The organism is Brevibacillus sp. SIMBA_040 (assembly GCF_046535075.1).
Classification (GTDB): Bacteria; Bacillota; Bacilli; order Brevibacillales; family Brevibacillaceae; genus Brevibacillus.
Map to the genome: position 1 here is coordinate 48,752 of NZ_JAWRXI010000020.1, position 17,155 is coordinate 65,906.

The 17,155-nt window shown below is 48.5% G+C and carries 17 protein-coding genes and 1 pseudogene; 8 read left to right on the plus strand and 10 right to left on the minus strand.

The annotated features are described in order from the left end of the window. Positions 1-161: 161 nt before the first annotated feature. Both SB752_RS26115 and SB752_RS26120 read left to right on the plus strand, forming a co-directional pair. Positions 162-863 carry a response regulator transcription factor gene (locus SB752_RS26115; RefSeq protein ID WP_049736585.1) on the plus strand — a complete coding sequence of 234 codons (702 nt, stop codon included), beginning with the start codon at positions 162-164 and terminating at the stop codon, positions 861-863. After that, positions 860-2,260 (plus strand): ATP-binding protein, encoded by a 1,401-nt coding sequence (locus SB752_RS26120; protein ID WP_410718401.1) that lies wholly within the window; start codon positions 860-862, stop codon positions 2,258-2,260. The genes SB752_RS26115 and SB752_RS26120 overlap by 4 nt, the downstream gene beginning before the upstream one ends. Before the next feature lie 90 nt (positions 2,261-2,350). On the opposite strand, the gene SB752_RS26125 is transcribed toward SB752_RS26120, so the two are convergent. Then, positions 2,351-3,064, minus strand: a complete 714-nt coding sequence (locus tag SB752_RS26125) for a GNAT family N-acetyltransferase (protein ID WP_410718402.1) — start codon at positions 3,062-3,064, stop codon at positions 2,351-2,353. Positions 3,065-3,233: 169 nt separating this feature from the next. Between SB752_RS26125 and SB752_RS26130 the strand changes: the two genes are divergently transcribed. Continuing rightward, positions 3,234-4,733, plus strand: coding sequence for an IMP dehydrogenase (locus tag SB752_RS26130; protein WP_410718403.1), 1,500 nt, complete (start codon positions 3,234-3,236; stop codon positions 4,731-4,733). A 71-nt stretch (positions 4,734-4,804) separates the two neighbouring features. Here SB752_RS26130 and SB752_RS26135 read toward each other — a convergent pair whose 3' ends face one another. Beyond that, complete coding sequence (locus tag SB752_RS26135; RefSeq protein WP_410718404.1) at positions 4,805-5,779, minus strand: aldo/keto reductase; 975 nt, start codon at positions 5,777-5,779, stop codon at positions 4,805-4,807. A 359-nt stretch (positions 5,780-6,138) separates the two neighbouring features. Between SB752_RS26135 and SB752_RS26140 the strand changes: the two genes are divergently transcribed. Together SB752_RS26140 and SB752_RS26145 are read left to right on the plus strand one after the other, a co-directional pair. Beyond that, on the plus strand, positions 6,139-6,603 hold the full coding sequence (locus SB752_RS26140) for a MerR family transcriptional regulator (protein ID WP_410718405.1): 465 nt from the start codon (positions 6,139-6,141) through the stop codon (positions 6,601-6,603). Then, complete coding sequence (locus tag SB752_RS26145; RefSeq protein ID WP_410718406.1) at positions 6,604-7,779, plus strand: MFS transporter; 1,176 nt, start codon at positions 6,604-6,606, stop codon at positions 7,777-7,779. Positions 7,780-7,857: 78 nt separating this feature from the next. Here SB752_RS26145 and SB752_RS26150 read toward each other — a convergent pair whose 3' ends face one another. The 5 genes from SB752_RS26150 to SB752_RS26170 are packed head-to-tail and all read right to left on the minus strand — an operon-like array spanning position 7,858 to position 12,880. Beyond that, on the minus strand, positions 7,858-8,994 hold the full coding sequence (locus SB752_RS26150) for a M20 family metallopeptidase (RefSeq protein WP_410718407.1): 1,137 nt from the start codon (positions 8,992-8,994) through the stop codon (positions 7,858-7,860). A 12-nt stretch (positions 8,995-9,006) separates the two neighbouring features. Further along, positions 9,007-9,807: an ABC transporter permease gene (locus tag SB752_RS26155; protein ID WP_103108393.1), complete on the minus strand. Its 801-nt coding sequence runs from the start codon at positions 9,805-9,807 to the stop codon at positions 9,007-9,009. Then, a complete protein-coding gene (locus SB752_RS26160) occupies positions 9,804-10,646 on the minus strand; it encodes an ABC transporter permease (RefSeq protein ID WP_410718408.1) in 843 nt (280 codons plus the stop codon). The genes SB752_RS26155 and SB752_RS26160 overlap by 4 nt, the downstream gene beginning before the upstream one ends. Before the next feature lie 3 nt (positions 10,647-10,649). Continuing rightward, positions 10,650-11,744, minus strand: a complete 1,095-nt coding sequence (locus tag SB752_RS26165; protein WP_410718454.1) for an ABC transporter ATP-binding protein — start codon at positions 11,742-11,744, stop codon at positions 10,650-10,652. Between the two features lie 8 nt (positions 11,745-11,752). Then, entirely contained in the window at positions 11,753-12,880 is a 1,128-nt protein-coding gene (locus SB752_RS26170; protein WP_410718409.1) for an ABC transporter substrate-binding protein, read from the minus strand. Between the two features lie 217 nt (positions 12,881-13,097). Between SB752_RS26170 and SB752_RS26175 the strand changes: the two genes are divergently transcribed. The 3 genes and pseudogenes from SB752_RS26175 to SB752_RS26185 form a co-directional block, all read left to right on the plus strand. Further along, positions 13,098-13,856: an IclR family transcriptional regulator gene (locus SB752_RS26175; protein WP_410718410.1), complete on the plus strand. Its 759-nt coding sequence runs from the start codon at positions 13,098-13,100 to the stop codon at positions 13,854-13,856. Positions 13,857-13,971: 115 nt separating this feature from the next. Then, positions 13,972-14,655: a helix-turn-helix domain-containing protein gene (locus SB752_RS26180; protein ID WP_410718411.1), complete on the plus strand. Its 684-nt coding sequence runs from the start codon at positions 13,972-13,974 to the stop codon at positions 14,653-14,655. A gap of 20 nt (positions 14,656-14,675) precedes the next feature. Then, a pseudogene (locus SB752_RS26185) lies at positions 14,676-15,545 on the plus strand (IS3 family transposase); the annotation flags it as partial. A 101-nt stretch (positions 15,546-15,646) separates the two neighbouring features. Here SB752_RS26185 and SB752_RS26190 read toward each other — a convergent pair. Genes SB752_RS26190 through SB752_RS26200 form a run of 3 tightly spaced genes read right to left on the minus strand, consistent with a single transcriptional unit; the run spans position 15,647 to position 17,136 of the window. Further along, positions 15,647-16,129 (minus strand): SRPBCC family protein, encoded by a 483-nt coding sequence (locus tag SB752_RS26190; protein ID WP_410718412.1) that lies wholly within the window; start codon positions 16,127-16,129, stop codon positions 15,647-15,649. Positions 16,130-16,145: 16 nt separating this feature from the next. Further along, positions 16,146-16,469, minus strand: coding sequence for an AzlD domain-containing protein (locus SB752_RS26195; protein WP_410718413.1), 324 nt, complete (start codon positions 16,467-16,469; stop codon positions 16,146-16,148). Next, positions 16,459-17,136 (minus strand): AzlC family ABC transporter permease, encoded by a 678-nt coding sequence (locus SB752_RS26200; protein WP_410718414.1) that lies wholly within the window; start codon positions 17,134-17,136, stop codon positions 16,459-16,461. The genes SB752_RS26195 and SB752_RS26200 overlap by 11 nt, the downstream gene beginning before the upstream one ends. Between the last annotated feature and the right edge of the window lie 19 nt (positions 17,137-17,155).

The window sequence follows — 17,155 nt, forward strand, 5'->3', positions numbered from 1 at the left end:
TTTGGTACTTGTTGGCTTTTTTCCCATACTTCTTTTTCGCTAGGGTAAAAGGGATTCCTGCTTTCACATCTTTTCCACGATTCTCTTACGTCCGTGCCACACATCCCTTTTTTGCCTATGCTACAATGTAGAAAAACAGATGCAAAGCGAGGGTTCTAAACATGAATACCCCCTACCTCGTCTATCTGGTGGACGATGAAACCAACCTTTTGGAATTACTGCAATCGTACTTGCAAAGCGCAGGGCTGCAAGTAAAAGCATTTTCCAGCGGCATTGATGTGTTGTCACTATTAGATGAACAAAACCAGCCTCATCTGTGGATACTGGACATCATGATGCCAGACATCGACGGCTATGAGCTGCTGCGTCTGATACGAGAAAAATCCAATGTGCCGATCATCTTTATTTCGGCTCGCGATCAGGATGTAGATAAAATCATCGGCTTGGAGCTGGGCAGTGACGATTATTTGGCAAAGCCCTTTCTCCCGCGGGAATTGGTCATCCGCGCCAAAAAATTGCTGCAACGCACGTACGAAAAGCCTGGAGTAGCGGCCGCACCTGCACAAACCTTCCAGGATTGGGTAAGCGTAGGCCCTTATATGATCTCAGAAAAAGGTAGACAAGTAAAAGAAGGAGACGAGCTGATCGATTTGACGACCAAGGAATTCGAGCTGATCGTCTACCTGCTGCACAATCAGGGTCTGGCTCTCAATCGTGAGCAAATCCTGACCTCCATTTGGGGCGAAGACTACATCGGCTCGGACCGTGCTGTCGATGATCTCGTGAAGCGCATCCGCAAGAAAATGGCGAAATTCCCGCTGGAAACCGTCTACGGCTTCGGCTATCGGATGACTCGGATATGAGCAAATTTCGCTTGAAAAACCTGCCGCTCTCCCGGCAAATTCTTATTTTGTTCATGATTTTGACCATGGTACTGGGCGTTGGGCTCGGGATCGGCTATCCGTTGGCGGTGAAGCAGTATCTGGTCTCGAACACGTATTCACTTTTGGAGGAAGAGTTCTACACATTATCCGAGCATATTTCCTTTAATGAGCATAACGAGCTGCTTACTGTTCCGGCAACGGCACCGTACTTTTTACAGCTGCTGCTCTCTCGCTATGAGTACTCGTTTGACATGATCGTGTACGCAGAGAACGGACGAGAACTAGGCAGCCGGAGCGCCGAACGGATTCCTCCTCCGGACATTCGAGAGCTCTATGTAAAAGCCGCCTCACACCCCTCAGAGCAGCTCCAGCACGGCTCGTTGGAACGTGAGAATGTGAACTACTTGTTTGTCAGTAAGAAAATGGACTACCACGGCTTTCCATACTATATGGTGCTGTTCTCCAAGGAGCAGGAGCTCAATCAGATCAACTCTATTTTGACCCGACAGTTCCTCTACATCTTCAGCTTGCTTCTCTTAGCGAGCTGGCTTTTGGCAATCTGGTTCAGCGGTTATTTGAGCAAGCCGCTGCGCAGTCTGGACGAGCTGTGCAAAAAAATTGCACGTCGTCAATTCGACATCCCCCTGACCATGGACCGTGGCGACGAGATCGGTCAGTTGGCCAGATCGTTCGATACGATGAAAAATCAGTTGAAGGAATACGATGAATCCCAGCGACATTTTGTGCAAAACATTTCGCATGAGCTGAAAACACCGATCATGGCGATCCAGGGCTATACCCAGGGATTGATTGAAGGAGTGTTTCAGGGTCCTCAGGCGGAAAAAGGGTTGTCCATTATCATGGAAGAGAGCAAGCGCCTGGAAAAGGTCGTCGGGCAGCTTCTCTATTTGACCAAGATCGAATCCGTTTCCCAAATGATGCAAATGGGGCGGGTAGATCTGTCGGAAATGATGCAGTTATTGAAGCAACGTCTCTCCGTACTGAACCCGCATGTTGAATGGGAGCTGAATTTGCCCCCAACCATGATTTTGGAAGGGGACGGCGAGCAGTTGAGTACCGCGTTTGTCAACATTATGGAAAACCAGCTACGCTACGCGAAAAGCCGTCTTTCCATTACAGGAAGACAGGTAGGACGAAACATGGTAGTGAGCATCGCCAATGACGGTCCGCCGATCGAAGAAGCACTTCTGCCCCATCTGTTTCAGCGCTTCCGCAAAGGAAAATCGGGAAAGCATGGACTGGGACTTGCCATCGCGCGTGCAGTGTTCGAAGCACATAAAGGAACGATCGTCGCCCGCAACGATCCAGACGGCCCTTGCTTTACTATGACGATTCCTGTGGAGTTCAAGGGATAGAGTGTCCCAAGCCCCAACAGTCTCTAGACGCAAGCAGTACCAAGAGTGCCTCACTCCTAAACCTTTAGGAACAGAGGGCACTCTTTTTTCTTACAGCGAAAACTCCACAAAAGCATATCGAGCTACCGTTTTGTAGCCGAGCTTTTCATACAGGTGGATAGCAGCCGGATTATCGGCAAAGACGACTAAATATACATGAGGCGATTTTTGCAACCCCAACCGGCTCACATCAGAGGTGATTTGCGTACCGAGGCCCTTTTTCCGATGCTGTATTGACGTCCCGATGTTTCCGAGCTCGACGAACTCTTCCGTGTACATATGAAACCCGCCAATCGCCGTCGGTGCTCCCGTCTCTGAAAAAAGCGCCAGATGCGGCATCTCCACTACCTCTTCTGCGCGAAATGCAATCATCCCAAGCTGCTCCGCCATTTCCTCGGCAATTTTCGCTTCACTAAGCTCCAGTAAACGAGAAGCCCCTGCCGGTGCGAGGAGATCTGGCTTAGTCAGCTTCATGAGCAGCATCGTTTTGTGTGAGAGAATATTCGGGATCATCAGGCGATCGAGGATGTCTTCATTTACTGCCAGCACACCGGTTGACCCGCCAGGCAGCTTGTCACCCAGCTCTTCTCGAAAGATAGCCAGCATGTATTCCATTGAATATGTACCTGCACCACCAAACAGATGAACAGAAAAAGCATGAAAAGGCATACCCTTCTGATAGGTACCAATGGCGACTGCTTCTCCATTCACACTGTCTGTTACACACAAACATCTGTCAGGTCGTAACAAATTACATGAGAGCATGTAAGATACTTCCAAAGAAATCCGTTCTCTCCATTTCATGTGTTCATGACTTGTTCGCAAACTTCGCAAAGAAAACACCTCATCTTTCATTTCCCTATTGACGTTCCTGCCCTTGGCGGTTAACATGATAAAAATTTCTCTAATAAAAATCTCACAGGAGGAGAAAATTGTGGCTTTCTATTACACAGAACCATCCCGGACGTTCAATGAGTTTTTGCTGCTTCCAAACCTGACCACAAAAGAATGTACACCGAATAATGTGGACTTATCCACCCCGCTCACGAAGTTTAAGAAGGGTGAAAAGCCAGCGCTTTCTTTAAACATACCGTTCTCATCCGCAGTCATGCAAGCAGTATCCGACCATCATATGGCGGTAGCATTGGCTAGATGTGGCGGTATTTCCTTTATTTTTGGCTCCCAATCGGTTGAAAGTCAGGCCACAATGGTACGCAAAGCGAAAGGATACAAAGCAGGCTTCGTAGTCAGCCGTTCCAATCTGACCCCTGGCCATACGCTCAAAGATATCCTCGATTTGAAAGAGCAGACCGGTCACTCTACCGTAGCGATTACAGAAGATGGTTCCGCCAAAGGAAAACTGCTCGGGATCGTCACAGGCCGCGACTACCGTATCAGCCGCGATTCCCTGGACAAGCCTGTTAGTGAGATCATGACACCTTTCTCCTCCCTGATCTATGGAAAATCGGGTATTACCCTCTCTGAAGCAAACGACCTGATTTGGGAACATAAGCTCAATTGTCTCCCAATCGTCGATGAAAAGCAAAATCTGGACTTCCTCGTTTTCCGCAAGGACTACGACTCTCGCAAAAACAATCCGCTGTCCCTCTTGGATGCAAACAAGAGCTACATCGTTGGCGCTGGTATCAATACCAAGGACTACAAGGAACGGGTACCTGCTTTGGTAGAAGCAGGGGTAGATATCCTGGTGATTGACTCCTCCGACGGCTTCAGCGAATGGCAGCGTGAAACCGTTCAGTATGTAAAAGAAAACTTTAATGTACCGATCGGTGCCGGAAACGTAGTCGACAAGGAAGGCTTCCGCTATCTCGTTGAGTCGGGCGCAGACTTCGTAAAAGTAGGGATCGGTGGCGGTTCTATCTGCATTACCCGCGAACAAAAAGGGATCGGACGCGGACAAGCTTCTTCTCTGATCGAGGTAGCCGAAGCGCGTGACGAATACTTCAAGGAAACAGGCATCTACATCCCGCTTTGCTCCGATGGCGGTATCGTGCACGACTACCACGTTACTCTCGCTTTGGCTATGGGTGCAGATTTCGTCATGCTGGGTCGCTACTTCGCCCGCTTCGACGAGAGTCCAACCAAAAAGGTAAAAATCGGAAACAACTTTGTAAAAGAATATTGGGGTGAAGGCTCCAATCGCGCGCGCAACTGGCAGCGTTATGACACCGGTGGAAAAAGCGGCCTCGTGTTCGAGGAGGGTGTTGACTCGTATGTACCATACGCAGGAAGCCTGCGCGAAAATATGGATCGTACCCTGAATAAAATCAAATCCACCATGTGCAACATCGGCTCTCTTTCTATTTCCGAGCTGCAACAAAAAGCTCGCATTACTGTCGTTTCTGCTACGAGCCTGGTAGAAGGTGGCGCACACGACGTTATCTTGAAAGAAAGCAGCATGGCAGCAGAATAAAAAAAGGAACCCAGCCTCGTTCAAGAAGGCTGGGTTTTTCTGCTTTTTTCAGGTGACTGGAGGGATAACAATTACGACAATCGATAGACGGCAAACGGCTCTCCATTCCGATACTTGTCGCTGATATTCTCCAACGCTGCGAAGCTTGACTCATCCAACTCCAGCGTGGCGCTTTGCACATTGTCGGTTAGCTGCTTGGCGCTGGTCGCCCCTACAATAACGGAGGAAACAGCCGGCTTGTGCATCAGCCATGCAAGCGAGAGCACGCTAGACGTTACCCCCAGCTCGCCAGCCAGCTTGCCTACCTGCTCGCTCAGCTCCAGCTTATCGGGGCTGAGCATTTTGACAAAGCGAGGTTCCTTGTCCGCTCTGGAGCCTTCAGGTGCCTGCTCGGTAGATGTGTACTTGCCCGTCAAAATACCACCTGCGAGCGGGAAGTACGGAATAATGCCTACCCCCTGATCGAGGCAAAGTGGTACCAGCTCACGCTCTGGCGTGCGGTCTGCCAGCGAGTAGCTGACCTGTGTGGACACATAGCGATTGAGCCCTTCACGCGCACTGATACCGATCGCTTTCATCAATTCCCAAGCCGCGTAGTTGGAAGCCCCGATGTAGCGTACCTTGCCGGAGTGAACCATATCATCCAGCGCGCGCAGAGTTTCTTCCAAAGGCGTTTCTGGGTCAAAGGTGTGGATTTGATACAAGTCTACATAGTCTGTCCGCAGTCGCTTCAGACTGTTCTCCAGCTCCTGTATCAGATGATAGCGGGATGAGCCTTTTTGATTCGGTCCCTCTCCCTTTACCAAACCAGCCTTCGTCGCGAGCACGACCTCATGCCGCTTTCCTTCCAACGCTTGCCCGATGATGCGCTCTGATTCCGTATTGGTGTAAATATTCGCCGTATCAATAAACGTAATGCCGTTCTCTATGGCTGTGTGAATAATCCCGGTAGATGTTTGTTCGTCAGCACGTCCACCAAAGGAGTTGGTACCCAAGCCCAAAGCGGAGACCTTTAATCCGCTACTTCCTAATCGATAGTACTTCATACGTATTCGACCTCTTTTCTATGAGAAATGGCGTATACAGACCTTTCCATTATCTCGCAAAATGGCGGGAAATGGCACCCCGTTCCATTATCAAACTGTCGGGGAGCAAAAGAACCTCTTCCCGGGCAGACTAAATAGATCAAACCCTATAAGAAAACCTCTATCGAGGCTTTCTCAAGGAGGAGCGACCGCGTTTTAGCGGAAAGTTTCCATGCGCTCCAGAATTCATAAGCGTCGTGCTTATAAATTCTTATACGTTAAGAAAAAATCCCCATTGAAAAACCATAACGTTTACGTTAAGGTTATAGTTGTAATCAAAACGATTCGTGATGAACTAACAAAAGGAAAGGAGGTACAGCATGTATCGGATCGAGGAAGTCGCAAAAAAAACGAACATGACCAAGCGCGCGCTACGTTATTACGAAGAGCTTGGACTCGTTTCTCCCTCTGGCAGAACGGACAGTGGCTACCGGATGTATACAGACGCCGATGTCGAGCAGATTTTGCATGTAAAGGACATCAGAGATTTGCTGGGAGCTTCGTTAGCAGAGATTAAAGAAATGATGGAGCTCAGTCGTTTTTACGATGAACAACGCGATTATTACAATCTGCACTACAAAGACCGGGAGCTTGATGGCGTGGAACTGCTCAAGCGAATCGAGATGTTACAAACGTTGGAGGAAACGCTCGCGACCCAACGCACTTTTCTGCAAAACAAAATGTCTCGGATGGCAGAGCTTTTGAAAAGCTACGATGAAAAGCTCGATCGAATCGTCACCAAGAAAAATGAATTGGAAGCAAAACATCAGGGAGGGAACAACTAAATGTCTGCGGATTCACATTCATTACGTACTATTTTGAAGCAACCGAAGTCGGCGTATGCGGTTGCCTTTGCCTGTGTCGTGGCCTTTATGGGAATTGGGCTGGTAGACCCGATCTTGCCAGCGATTGCTGCCAAGCTGGATGCCACACCTAGTCAGGTATCGCTGCTGTTCACCAGCTACATGCTGATGACTGGCGTGACGATGCTTATTACTGGTTGGCTGTCCAGTCGCATCGGTCCAAAAAGAACCATGCTTTTTGGCCTTCTTGCTATTATTCTGTTTGCTTTTTTGGGTGGTATGGCAAATTCGATTAATGGAATCGTTTGGTTTCGTGCCGGCTGGGGGATCGGGAATGCTTTCTTTATCTCGACCGCACTGGCAGTGATCGTGAGTGTCGCAAGCGGCGGTACCGCGTCAGCGATTGTTTTATACGAAGCGGCTATTGGACTTGGGATGTCTGTAGGTCCGCTTTTGGGAGGCTTGCTCGGGGGAATTAGCTGGCGCGGTCCGTTCTTTGGGGTTTCCGTGCTGATGGCGATTGCCTTTCTTGCTGTTTTTGTTTTATTAAATGATATACCTAAACCAAAAAAACGCACGTCTCTGCTCGATCCATTCCGTGCGCTGCGCTATCCTGGGCTCTTTACGATGGCTGTGACTGCCCTGCTTTATAACTTTGGTTTCTTTACCTTGCTTGCCTACTCTCCATTCGTACTACACATGGATGAGCACAGCTTAGGACTCGTCTTCTTTTTCTGGGGCGTCCTGCTTGCCATTACATCCGTGATTGTCGCACCGAAGCTGACAGACCGATTTGGTTCGGTTCGGACCTTGTATGTCATGCTACTCTTGCTTGCAGTCGATTTGGCATACATGGGTTTTTCCGTTTCATCCCAAACAGGTCTGGTCGTCGCCATTGCGGTAGCTGGCGCCATTTTGGGGATCATTAATACGATTTTGACGACTGTTGTCATGGATGTGGCTCCTGTCGAACGCGCGGTTGCTTCCTCTGCCTACAGCTTTGTCCGCTTTGTAGGCGGTGCTATCGCTCCATGGCTCGCCGGGAAGCTGGCGGAAGTGTACAGCGCAACAGTTCCATTTTATGTGGGTGCACTCGTCGTTCTCGTTAGCATCCTGGCTTTGTCCATGGGACGTCGCCATTTATCTGCTGTAAAATAACACACCTTAACTGAAAAAGCACCTGCAACGATGCATGGAAGTACCACACGCATCGCAGCAGGTGCTTTTTTTCTCTCTTTATACTTCTTCGATCAATCGCGCCAATAAAGTAGCGCGGATCGGTATTTCACCCAGTTCGATCCATTCTTCCGGCGAGTGCGCGTAGCCACCCTTTGTACCGAGTCCATCCAGCGTCGGAATTCCGCATGCGGCGGCAAAATTCCCGTCGCTGACGCCCCCGGTACCTGATTCTTGCAAATCCATTCCTAGCTCATTCTTACTGATGGATTGGGCTAGCGAAAATAAAGTCCCGGTCTCTTCTGTTCGTTCCATCGGTGGACGGCGGATGCCTCCCGTCACGTTTATGGTCGTACCGTTAAGCGTCGGTGTAAGCTCCCGAATCACTTTTTCGATCCGTTCTGCTTCCTCCATGGAAACGATGCGCACATCAATCCCGGCCTCGGCATAATCGGCTACAACATTTGATCCGATCCCGCCCTTGATCACGCCGACATTCACGGTCGTTCCTTTGCCGTAGTCAGTCAAGCTGTGCAGAAATTGAATCTGCCGAGCCAGCTCTTCAATCGCTGAGACTCCCTTTTGATGATCCACACCAGCGTGAGCAGAAATTCCCTGAACAGCGAGTGTAAAATGGGCACTTCCCTTGCGCCACGTCTTCAATGCGCCAATCGGCTCTGTCGGTGGCTCCAGAACAAAGCTGGCAACGGAACGTGCCGCTTCCTCCTCTACCAGCTGTCTGGATGTTGGACTGCCGATCTCTTCGTCGCTGTTTAATAGCAATACAATCTTTTTATCAGCAGGCATACGACCTTGCTTGACCAAAGCACGCAGCGCAAACATCGCTTGCAGTACGCCTGCTTTCATATCATAGACGCCCGGTCCAAAAGCTTTTCCATCACGGATGGCAAATGGCCTGCGAGCTGCTTCTCCCTCCAGCCATACAGTATCGTAATGACCGATGATCAGAATTTGCTTATCGCCCTCGCCAAGAGTACAACGCACCTGATCGCCATACGTAGCATTCGGGACCAGCTCTGCCCTTCCACCTGTCAGCCGTTGAAACTGAAGCGCGAACCAGCCCGCCATCCGGTCGCCCAGCGCTTTGTCTCGCGAAGGCGAGTCCATGTTGACCGCTTCCTCAAGTAATTGAAGAAAGTGAGTCATGTTGTCTTGCAAATAAGTGTGAATTGACATAGTGCCTCTTCCTTAATGAGATTGTGAATTGAGTCCGAACAGGCGCTCTAGTCCGTACACTTTTTCGAGCAGCACGATAAACACCAGGCTCAGCAGGATAACGACCGCAGAGATGGAAGCCACCAGCGGGTCCAACGTCTCCTGCATATAGGTAAAGATCGCGAGTGGCAGCGTGGTAGTATCCGGCGCCACCAAAAAGAGGGAAACCGTCACATTATCAAACGAGGTCAAAAACGAAAAGATCATTCCTGACACAATCGCAGGGCGCAGCAGTGGTAGCGTGATGTCCCAGAACACCCGCAACGGATGGGCGCCCAGCATGTAACCCGCTTTTTCGAGCGTGTAATCGAATGTGCTTAGCCCAGTCAACACCAACCGCACAACGTACGGGATGGAGATCAAAATATGGGCCAGCAATAGTCCGGTAAAGGTTCCTGCGATGCCAATCCGGGTAAAGAACAGCAGCGCTGAAATCCCGATAATCAATGAAGGAACTGTAAGCGGTGAGAGCATCAGTGCATTAATGACTCCACTTCCGCGAAACTTGTATTTTGACAGGGCAAAGGCTGCCAATGTGCCGAGAAAGGTAGCCAAGATGGCCGTGATGGCTGCCAGCTTGAGACTGGTCCACAGCGATTCGATAAACTCTGGTCTTTCCAAAATCATCGAGTACCACTGCAAGGAAAAGCCTTCAGGCGGAAATGCGAGATACCCAGCAGCCGTGAACGAGCTTGGGATGATGACCAAAAACGGCAGATTGACCAAAATAAGCACAAAGAATGTGATGAGTCCGAGTACGTTGATCTTTTTCATGACGCAAACACCTCTTTATACCTCTTCGTTTCAATCAGTTTCGTATAGAGTGTCACCAGTAGTATCGTGCTACCCAAAAGCAGGAAGGCAAGCGCAGCACCAAGCGGCCAGTTTAGTGTAGCCATAATTTGTTCATAGGCGATTACCGGCATAACCTTTACTGATGTTCCACCCATGAGGGCCGGAGTGACAAACGCACTCATCGACAAGCTAAATACAAGCGTAGTGCCGGCGATAATGCCTGGCAAGGTCAGTGGTAGCGTCACTGTAAAAAAGGTGCGGGCACGCGATGCGCCGAGAATCGAAGCTGCTTTGGACAACGACGGATCAATCGCGTACATGCTCGTAGCCAGTGCCAAAACCATGTAGGCAATGAACGAATCCGTCAGACCAATGACGACCCCCAGTTCGTTGTACAAAAGCCGCAGCGGTTGCTCGATGAGACCGAGCTTCATCAGTGTCTCATTGATCCAGCCCTTTTCCCCAAGCACAACCACCCAGCCAAAGTTGCGAATAACCACACTGATCAGATGGGGCGCAAGAATAAACATCGTGACAATTCCACGCATTTTTCCAGACGCCTGTGCCATGTACATTGCCACCGGGAACCCTAGCAGCAGGGTAGCAAGCACCGTCCATAGGCTGACACGAATCGTCCGCCACAAAATTTCCAAGTAAAACGAGTCTTGTACAAAAAGCGCATAGTTTTTTAGTGTAAATCCTTCATTGTCATCCTGGAAGCTGAGCATGAGCATAAGCAGCATCGGCAGAATAAAAACGCCCAGTAGCACAATCATCGCAGGTGCAGTCAATAGTGTGATCGAGAGACGTTTGTTCATCCGTCATCCCCTCTCAGCAGGCATGATCAGCACGTCTTCTGCATCCCAATTGCAGTAAACCGTTGTACCCGCTTCCCGTTCTGCTGATTTGTCGGACATTTGGACTTTGACAGAGAGCGTATGCTTGCCTGCCACAACCTCGCATTCTGTGTACGAGCCCAAAAAAGAGGCGAGCTGCAAATGCCCTTCTACTTGGTTCGCACCCGTGTGCATTCCATCGTCTGACAGTTTGATCTTCTCAGGTCGCACAAACACAATCACTTTTTGCTGAAGAGAGAATTCGCGCGCTTGCTTGGTTGCCTGGATCAACAGACCACCTGTCGTTCTCACCTTCATACCGTCTGCGTCAATCCCGATGACTTCGCCCTCCATCCGATTCGTTTTACCAATAAAGGTATGAACGAATTCAGAAGCAGGCTCATTGTAAATCTCCAGTGGCGTGCCAATCTGCTCGACAAAGCCGTGATTCAAAACAACGATCCGATCAGATAGTGCCAGTGCTTCCTCCTGGTCATGTGTCACGAAAATCGTGGTAACGCCGATTTCCTGATGCAACCGCTTTAGCTCATCGCGCAGCTCCTCACGCAGTTTCGCGTCGAGGTTACTGAGTGGCTCGTCCAGCAATAAGAGCGAGGGCTCGATCACCAGCGCACGCGCTATGGCGATACGCTGGCGTTGTCCACCAGAGAGCTGCTTCGGATAACGGTCGGCAACATTTGGCAGCTTGACCAGCTCCAGTACGCGCTTCACACGCTCCTGCATCTCCTGCTTACCTATTTTTCGCAGCTTCAGACCGTAAGCAATATTTTCTGCGACCGTCATATGCGGAAACAGCGAGTACGTCTGAAACACCATTCCCAGCTCGCGCTTATAAGGAGGTACCCCGTTCATCCGCTGACCCTTGATCAGCAAATCGCCGCCATCTGGGTCCAAAAATCCGGCAATCATGTTCAGTGTCGTGGTCTTCCCGCAACCAGATGGGCCGAGAAAAGCGATAAACTCTCCTTGCTCCACCTGCAGGTTGAAGTCTTGAACCACGACATTGTTTTGAAATTTTTTCATGATGCCGCGTAGTTCGACGTCAATCACCTTGGACACGTGCATACCTACTTTCCTGTTTTAGGTGCAATTTCTTTATTGAAGCGATCCAGCCAAGCAGATGTTTCTTTACTGATTACGTCATAGTCAAAATTCACGACTTTACTGCGGTCAAATTCCAGCGTTTTGGCTACATCATCTGGCAGCTTCACAGTAGTAGCTGGGTTGTAGTACAGCTTGGTTGCATACATCGTTTGTACTTCATCTGTCAAAAGGAAGTCGACGAACGCTTTTGCAGCATGTGGATGCTTGGCATCTTTCACCAGCGTAGCTACGTTCGGTACGATATTTCCGCCCTCGGTCGGGAATACGAACTCAAGCGGCAGCCCCGCTTCTTTTTGCGTCAAGCTGCGTGCCATTGTCCAAGTCGTGTAGGCAGCTGTTTTGCTTTGCAGGTTTTGTTGAAGCTGTGCTGCACTTTTTGCAAAGGTAGGCATGTATCCTGCAATCGTTGCCATTTTCTCGAAGCCTGGTTCAATCACTCGCTCTGAACCACCGTTAGAGTACGCAAGCATGATCATGGTCGAACGGCCGAAGTTGCTCGCCACGTCTGTCATGGTGATGTTGCCCTTTACCTCAGGCTTGGTCAGATCGTTCCAGGACTGGGGAACAGGCAAGCCCTTTTCTTTTACCAGCTCACTGTTGTAGGAGATGCCCATCGGCGTAAAGTTAACAACGACTCCACTATCCTCCGTCACACGCAAATCCTCAGGTACGTTTTTCATATTCGGGATATCCGCTGCGGAAACCGTTTCCCACAAGCCCTCTTGACGTCCCTTCTCTTGCTCGCCACCCTCTACGATGGTCAGGTCGATTTGTGGAGAGTTTTTTTGCGCTTTTACTTTTGCCACGATTTCAGTCGAAACCCCGGAAACATATGTAAGCTTTACGTTCGGGTACTTTTCATTAAACTTTTTGAAAACCTCGTCCTTCATCAGCTTTTCAACAGTCGCACCGTTTCCTGCAACGACGAGTGTGTCTTCGAGCTGTACCTGTGCTCCGCTGCTTTCATTTGTGCTTCCCGCAGCAGGCGCTGGAGCTGGAGCAGGTGTTTGTGTTGTAGATGAGCCACAGCCTGCAAGCAGAGAACCAGTTAAAGCGAAAATGGACAGTACGGACAATGCCTTTTTCTTCACGTAAATCGACCCCCGATTTGTCTAAGTTGTTCACGAATAGAGAACGCTGTTTGCTATTCGAGAACGATAGTGATATACTACCATAAAGAAACTGACTATTCAAGGTAGTCATATTAAAAGAATCATTGCCTCAATTTAAAGAACAAGCTTATGATAAAGGCACCACTATCGAGACTAGTTTTATTAGGACATATGCACGCAAAAGGAGACGTTTTTCATGGATCAAGTATTGTCTTCTGTTCGAAATAGTTGTCGGCTGTTAAAAATCTTCCTCGATTCTCCAAAGGAGCTAGGGGTAACGGAGCTCAGCAAAAAGCTGCAGTTGTCCAAAGGTGCTGTGCACAAGCTGCTTTCCACACTGGAATCGGAGGGCTTCATCCGGCAAAATGAAAAAAACAAGCAGTATACGCTAGGCTATACGTTGCTTGAATTGGGTACCAAAGTACTGACAAACCATGATATCGTCGATTTTTCCAAACCATTTTTAAGTAGGCTTGTATCCCGTACAAATGAGCTGGCTGTATTGTGCGTGCAAGACTCCAAGGACGCAATCTATGTAGCAAAAGAAGACTCACTACACCCGATTCGATTCACAGTCGAGTCCTTCCGGCGTTTCCCGCTCTACTCTACTACAGCTGCTCGGGTACTGCTCGCCTATCAGCCTGAATCATTTCAAGACGAAATTTTGGAAGAACCGCTCAAAAACTATACGCCTCATTCCTATACCTCGACTGAGGATATCAAAAAGGACCTTCTGGCGATCAAAGAACGCGGCTACGAAATCAGCTCCAATCGACGCAATAATGGAGTAACAGGAATCGCCGCTCCGATCTTTGATTCCACCGGGCAGGTGACAGCATCTGTCAGTGTCATCGGGCCGACTGATCGCGTACTTCCGAAAAAAGAAGAAATTTTACAAGAAACACTCGATACGGTCAGAGAAATGTCCATCCAGCTGGGATATCGCTTATCGTAATCAGCGGACATGAAAAAACCTCCAGCACATCGTTTTTCTGACGATGCTGATATGCTCCCCTTCGGGTAGACAGTTGAAACAATAAAACTGTCTACCTGTAAGGAGGAGCATTTTTATGTCTCACAGAGCAAAGATATCCGGGCCGGTAAAAATTACGGCTATTGAACAAATCCTTCGCGGGGAATATACGCTGAATCGCTTAGCAAAAACACTCGGTATTAAGAATTCGTCTATTAGGCAATGGCTCCAAACTTATCAATCGCTAGGTCCAATTGGACTGCTCAATACTTCGAAGAACGCAGCCTATTCCCAAGAGCTAAAGATAACCGCTGTTCAAGATTATCTAGCAGGCGGTGGCTCTTACATGGAACTTTGCAAACGGTACGGCATTAAATCAACCAAGCAGCTACGTAACTGGATACTAAAGTATAATAGTCATGAAGAGCTAAAAGCTTCCGGCACAGGAGGAGCGCCTATCATGACAAATGGAAGAAAGACTACTTTCGAAGAAAGAATTGAAATTGTAAGGTTTTGTATAGAAAATCAACAAGATTATACTCAGGCCGCACAGCAATTTCAGGTATCCTATCAACAAGTTTATTCTTGGACAAATAAATACTTAAAGTCAGGTATAGATGCACTTCAGGACAGACGTGGGAAACGAAAATTGGAAGAAGAAATGACCGAAATCGAGAGGCTAAGGGCACAGAACTCACTACTTCAAGCTGAGAATCGAAGAAAGCAAATGGAGATTGATTTCTTAAAAAAGCTGGAGGAACTCGAAAGGGGGCCGTTCTAAGTGAAGTACGCTTCGAAGCGGCTTATTTGACCATTCAAGATCTTCATGAAAGTAAATCATATTCCATCAGTCAACTTTGTGAAATCGGCCGTGTTCAGCGTTCTGCTTATTACAAATGGCTTAATCGGAAAGCAAATACGAACGAAATATTCAACATAGGAATAATCTCATTAATTAAAGACGCTTACGAAGAAAGAAACGGAATCCTCGGCTATCGACAAATGACGATCAAACTGAATCGGGAATTTAATCTTGCACTCAACCACAAACGCATTTACAGACTGATGGGCATCCTTGGACTAAAATCTGTATGTCGCAAGAAAAAGAAAAGTTATATTCCTACCACACCGGAGATTACTGCGGAAAATGTGTTAAACAGGGAATTCGAATCCGATGGATTCGGTGAAAAGTGGCTTACAGACGTAACAGAGATGAAATATGGCCTTCAAGGGAAGGCTTATTTGAGTGCAATTCTAGACTTGTCCGATAAGAGCATCGTTTCTTTTGTTATGGGGTACTCCAACAACAATGCACTGGTGTTTAAAACTTTTGATATTGCTCACTTGGCATATCCAGATGTCAAACCGATCTTTCATAGTGATAGAGGGTTTCAATACACGAATAAATCATTCAAAAAGAAACTGGATGATGCCGGAATGATTCAGAGCATGTCGAGGGTCGCTAGATGCATCGACAATGGCCCAATGGAGTCTTTTTGGGGAATGTTAAAGTCCGAGATGTATTATCTCAATAAATTTACTACATACGAAGAATTAGAACGGGCCGTTTCAGAATACATCAATTACTATAATCATCACCGTTATCAAAAAAGATTAAAGTGTATGACCCCAATCGAATATAGAGAACATCTCAAGACAACAGCAGCATAAACAAGACACCAACCGATTTTTTGATTGGTGTCCAAGTTTTTGTTTTTTTGCTGTCTACTTGACAGGGGGCACTTCATGCAGTGGAGGTTCTTCTTTTTCTTTTACTCGCCTAGCTGCTTTGCATATTTTTCTCGCATGGACTCCCAGTGAGACCATGGCCAGCCCTTTACCTCACCAGCCAAGGTTTCCTCCAGAAGATCGAGATGCACATGCCAGCCTGCCAGCATATAAGAAAGCCGCTCTGGCACACGGATAATATGATTCAGCACGAGTAGACAGCCATCTGCTTCAGGCGTCAATTCCCAGCGCACAACCGATTCATTCGCATCCTCACTGTTCCACGTGTACGCCAAGATGCTGCGAGCTTGTACCTGCATCACTTTGCCATTCATCACATCACCCGTATTGGTAAACGTAAGCTGAATGCACCCTCCCTCGGTTAGCTCTATTTCTGCTGCCGCCAGCCATTCCACGAGCTTTTTCGGCTCTGTGAGCGAAGCCCAAACATCATCGACGGTATAAGGCAAATGCCGTTCAAAGCGCACAACACTGCCACCCTCTACCTGCTGAACGGTTCCATCCATCTACGTAACCTCCCTGTCAAAAAAATGCTGCCAACTGACGCCAGAGCGCAATCACCACGACACCTGCGAGCAACGCCCAGACGATTTGCTTCTTCCAAAGTCCAACAGCGAGTGCGGCTGTTCCGGCTACCATATACTCCGGACTCCACGATCCGTTTGGTGCATGAAACAAAATCGGCGGTATCGTCATCGAGCTGAATACTCCGACTGGCACCATAGCCAGCCCTCTTTTCAGCCAAGCAGGAATCTCCAAGCGGGAACTGATTACTAGCATCGGAAATCTCGTCAAATAGGTTATGATTGCCATCAATCCGATATACAACAGAATTTTATCGTTCACCGCTCACCGCTCCTATCCCCACTGCCATCAAGGTTCCTGCGATGACCGCAACTGTTGCTCCGCCCAGGGCATACCCGATACAAGCCACGGCTGTAGCACCGAGGGCAACCTTTATGTGAAAAGATGAGATCAGATTGACGGCAAGAAACCCGAGAAACGTAGCGATAAAAGCAAAATCAAGACCGTACGCTTCTGTCTGCGTAAAAACAGTCCCGAACCAGGCACCGATGAACGTACTCCCATTCCAGATGACATAATCGACAACGCTTGCTCCTGCAAAAAACGAAAGACTCGGTTTTTCCCCCGATGCCAGATAAGTTGCTTTTAGCGCATATGTTTCATCATTTAACGTACCCGCCATCAGCGACAGCTTCCAGGGTGCCGTTCCACTAAATTTCGGTCCCAATCCCAGCCCGTACAATAAATGTCTGGCATTGAGCAAAAGCGTAGAAACTAAAATCGGCCAACCGACAATCCCCTGGGAAATGAGCCCGACGGCTGCAAATTGGGACGAGCCCGCATTTACTAACAGGGAGAACAACATCGCCTCTGTCACACCCAAGCCTGCTTGTCTGGCCAAAATCCCGAAAACCAATCCATCGACAATCCCGGCAGCTGCTACCGGAAGAATTTGTCTTGCTCCATTCATAAACAACGACTGTGACACCCTTGATGCTCTCCCTTCT

What these genes read in the sequence shown, in the direction of transcription:
- SB752_RS26150 (WP_410718407.1), bottom strand. Translation starts at nt 8,994, where the DNA reads ATGTCAATTCACACTTATTTGCAAGACAACATGACTCACTTTCTTCAA.
- SB752_RS26125 (WP_410718402.1), bottom strand. Translation starts at nt 3,064, where the DNA reads ATGCTCTCATGTAATTTGTTACGACCTGACAGATGTTTGTGTGTAACA.
- SB752_RS26180 (WP_410718411.1), top strand. Translation starts at nt 13,972, where the DNA reads ATGTCTCACAGAGCAAAGATATCCGGGCCGGTAAAAATTACGGCTATT.
- SB752_RS26160 (WP_410718408.1), bottom strand. Translation starts at nt 10,646, where the DNA reads ATGAACAAACGTCTCTCGATCACACTATTGACTGCACCTGCGATGATT.
- SB752_RS26175 (WP_410718410.1), top strand. Translation starts at nt 13,098, where the DNA reads ATGGATCAAGTATTGTCTTCTGTTCGAAATAGTTGTCGGCTGTTAAAA.
- SB752_RS26140 (WP_410718405.1), top strand. Translation starts at nt 6,139, where the DNA reads ATGTATCGGATCGAGGAAGTCGCAAAAAAAACGAACATGACCAAGCGC.
- SB752_RS26190 (WP_410718412.1), bottom strand. Translation starts at nt 16,129, where the DNA reads ATGGATGGAACCGTTCAGCAGGTAGAGGGTGGCAGTGTTGTGCGCTTT.
- SB752_RS26155 (WP_103108393.1), bottom strand. Translation starts at nt 9,807, where the DNA reads ATGAAAAAGATCAACGTACTCGGACTCATCACATTCTTTGTGCTTATT.
- SB752_RS26135 (WP_410718404.1), bottom strand. Translation starts at nt 5,779, where the DNA reads ATGAAGTACTATCGATTAGGAAGTAGCGGATTAAAGGTCTCCGCTTTG.
- SB752_RS26115 (WP_049736585.1), top strand. Translation starts at nt 162, where the DNA reads ATGAATACCCCCTACCTCGTCTATCTGGTGGACGATGAAACCAACCTT.
- SB752_RS26145 (WP_410718406.1), top strand. Translation starts at nt 6,604, where the DNA reads ATGTCTGCGGATTCACATTCATTACGTACTATTTTGAAGCAACCGAAG.
- SB752_RS26120 (WP_410718401.1), top strand. Translation starts at nt 860, where the DNA reads ATGAGCAAATTTCGCTTGAAAAACCTGCCGCTCTCCCGGCAAATTCTT.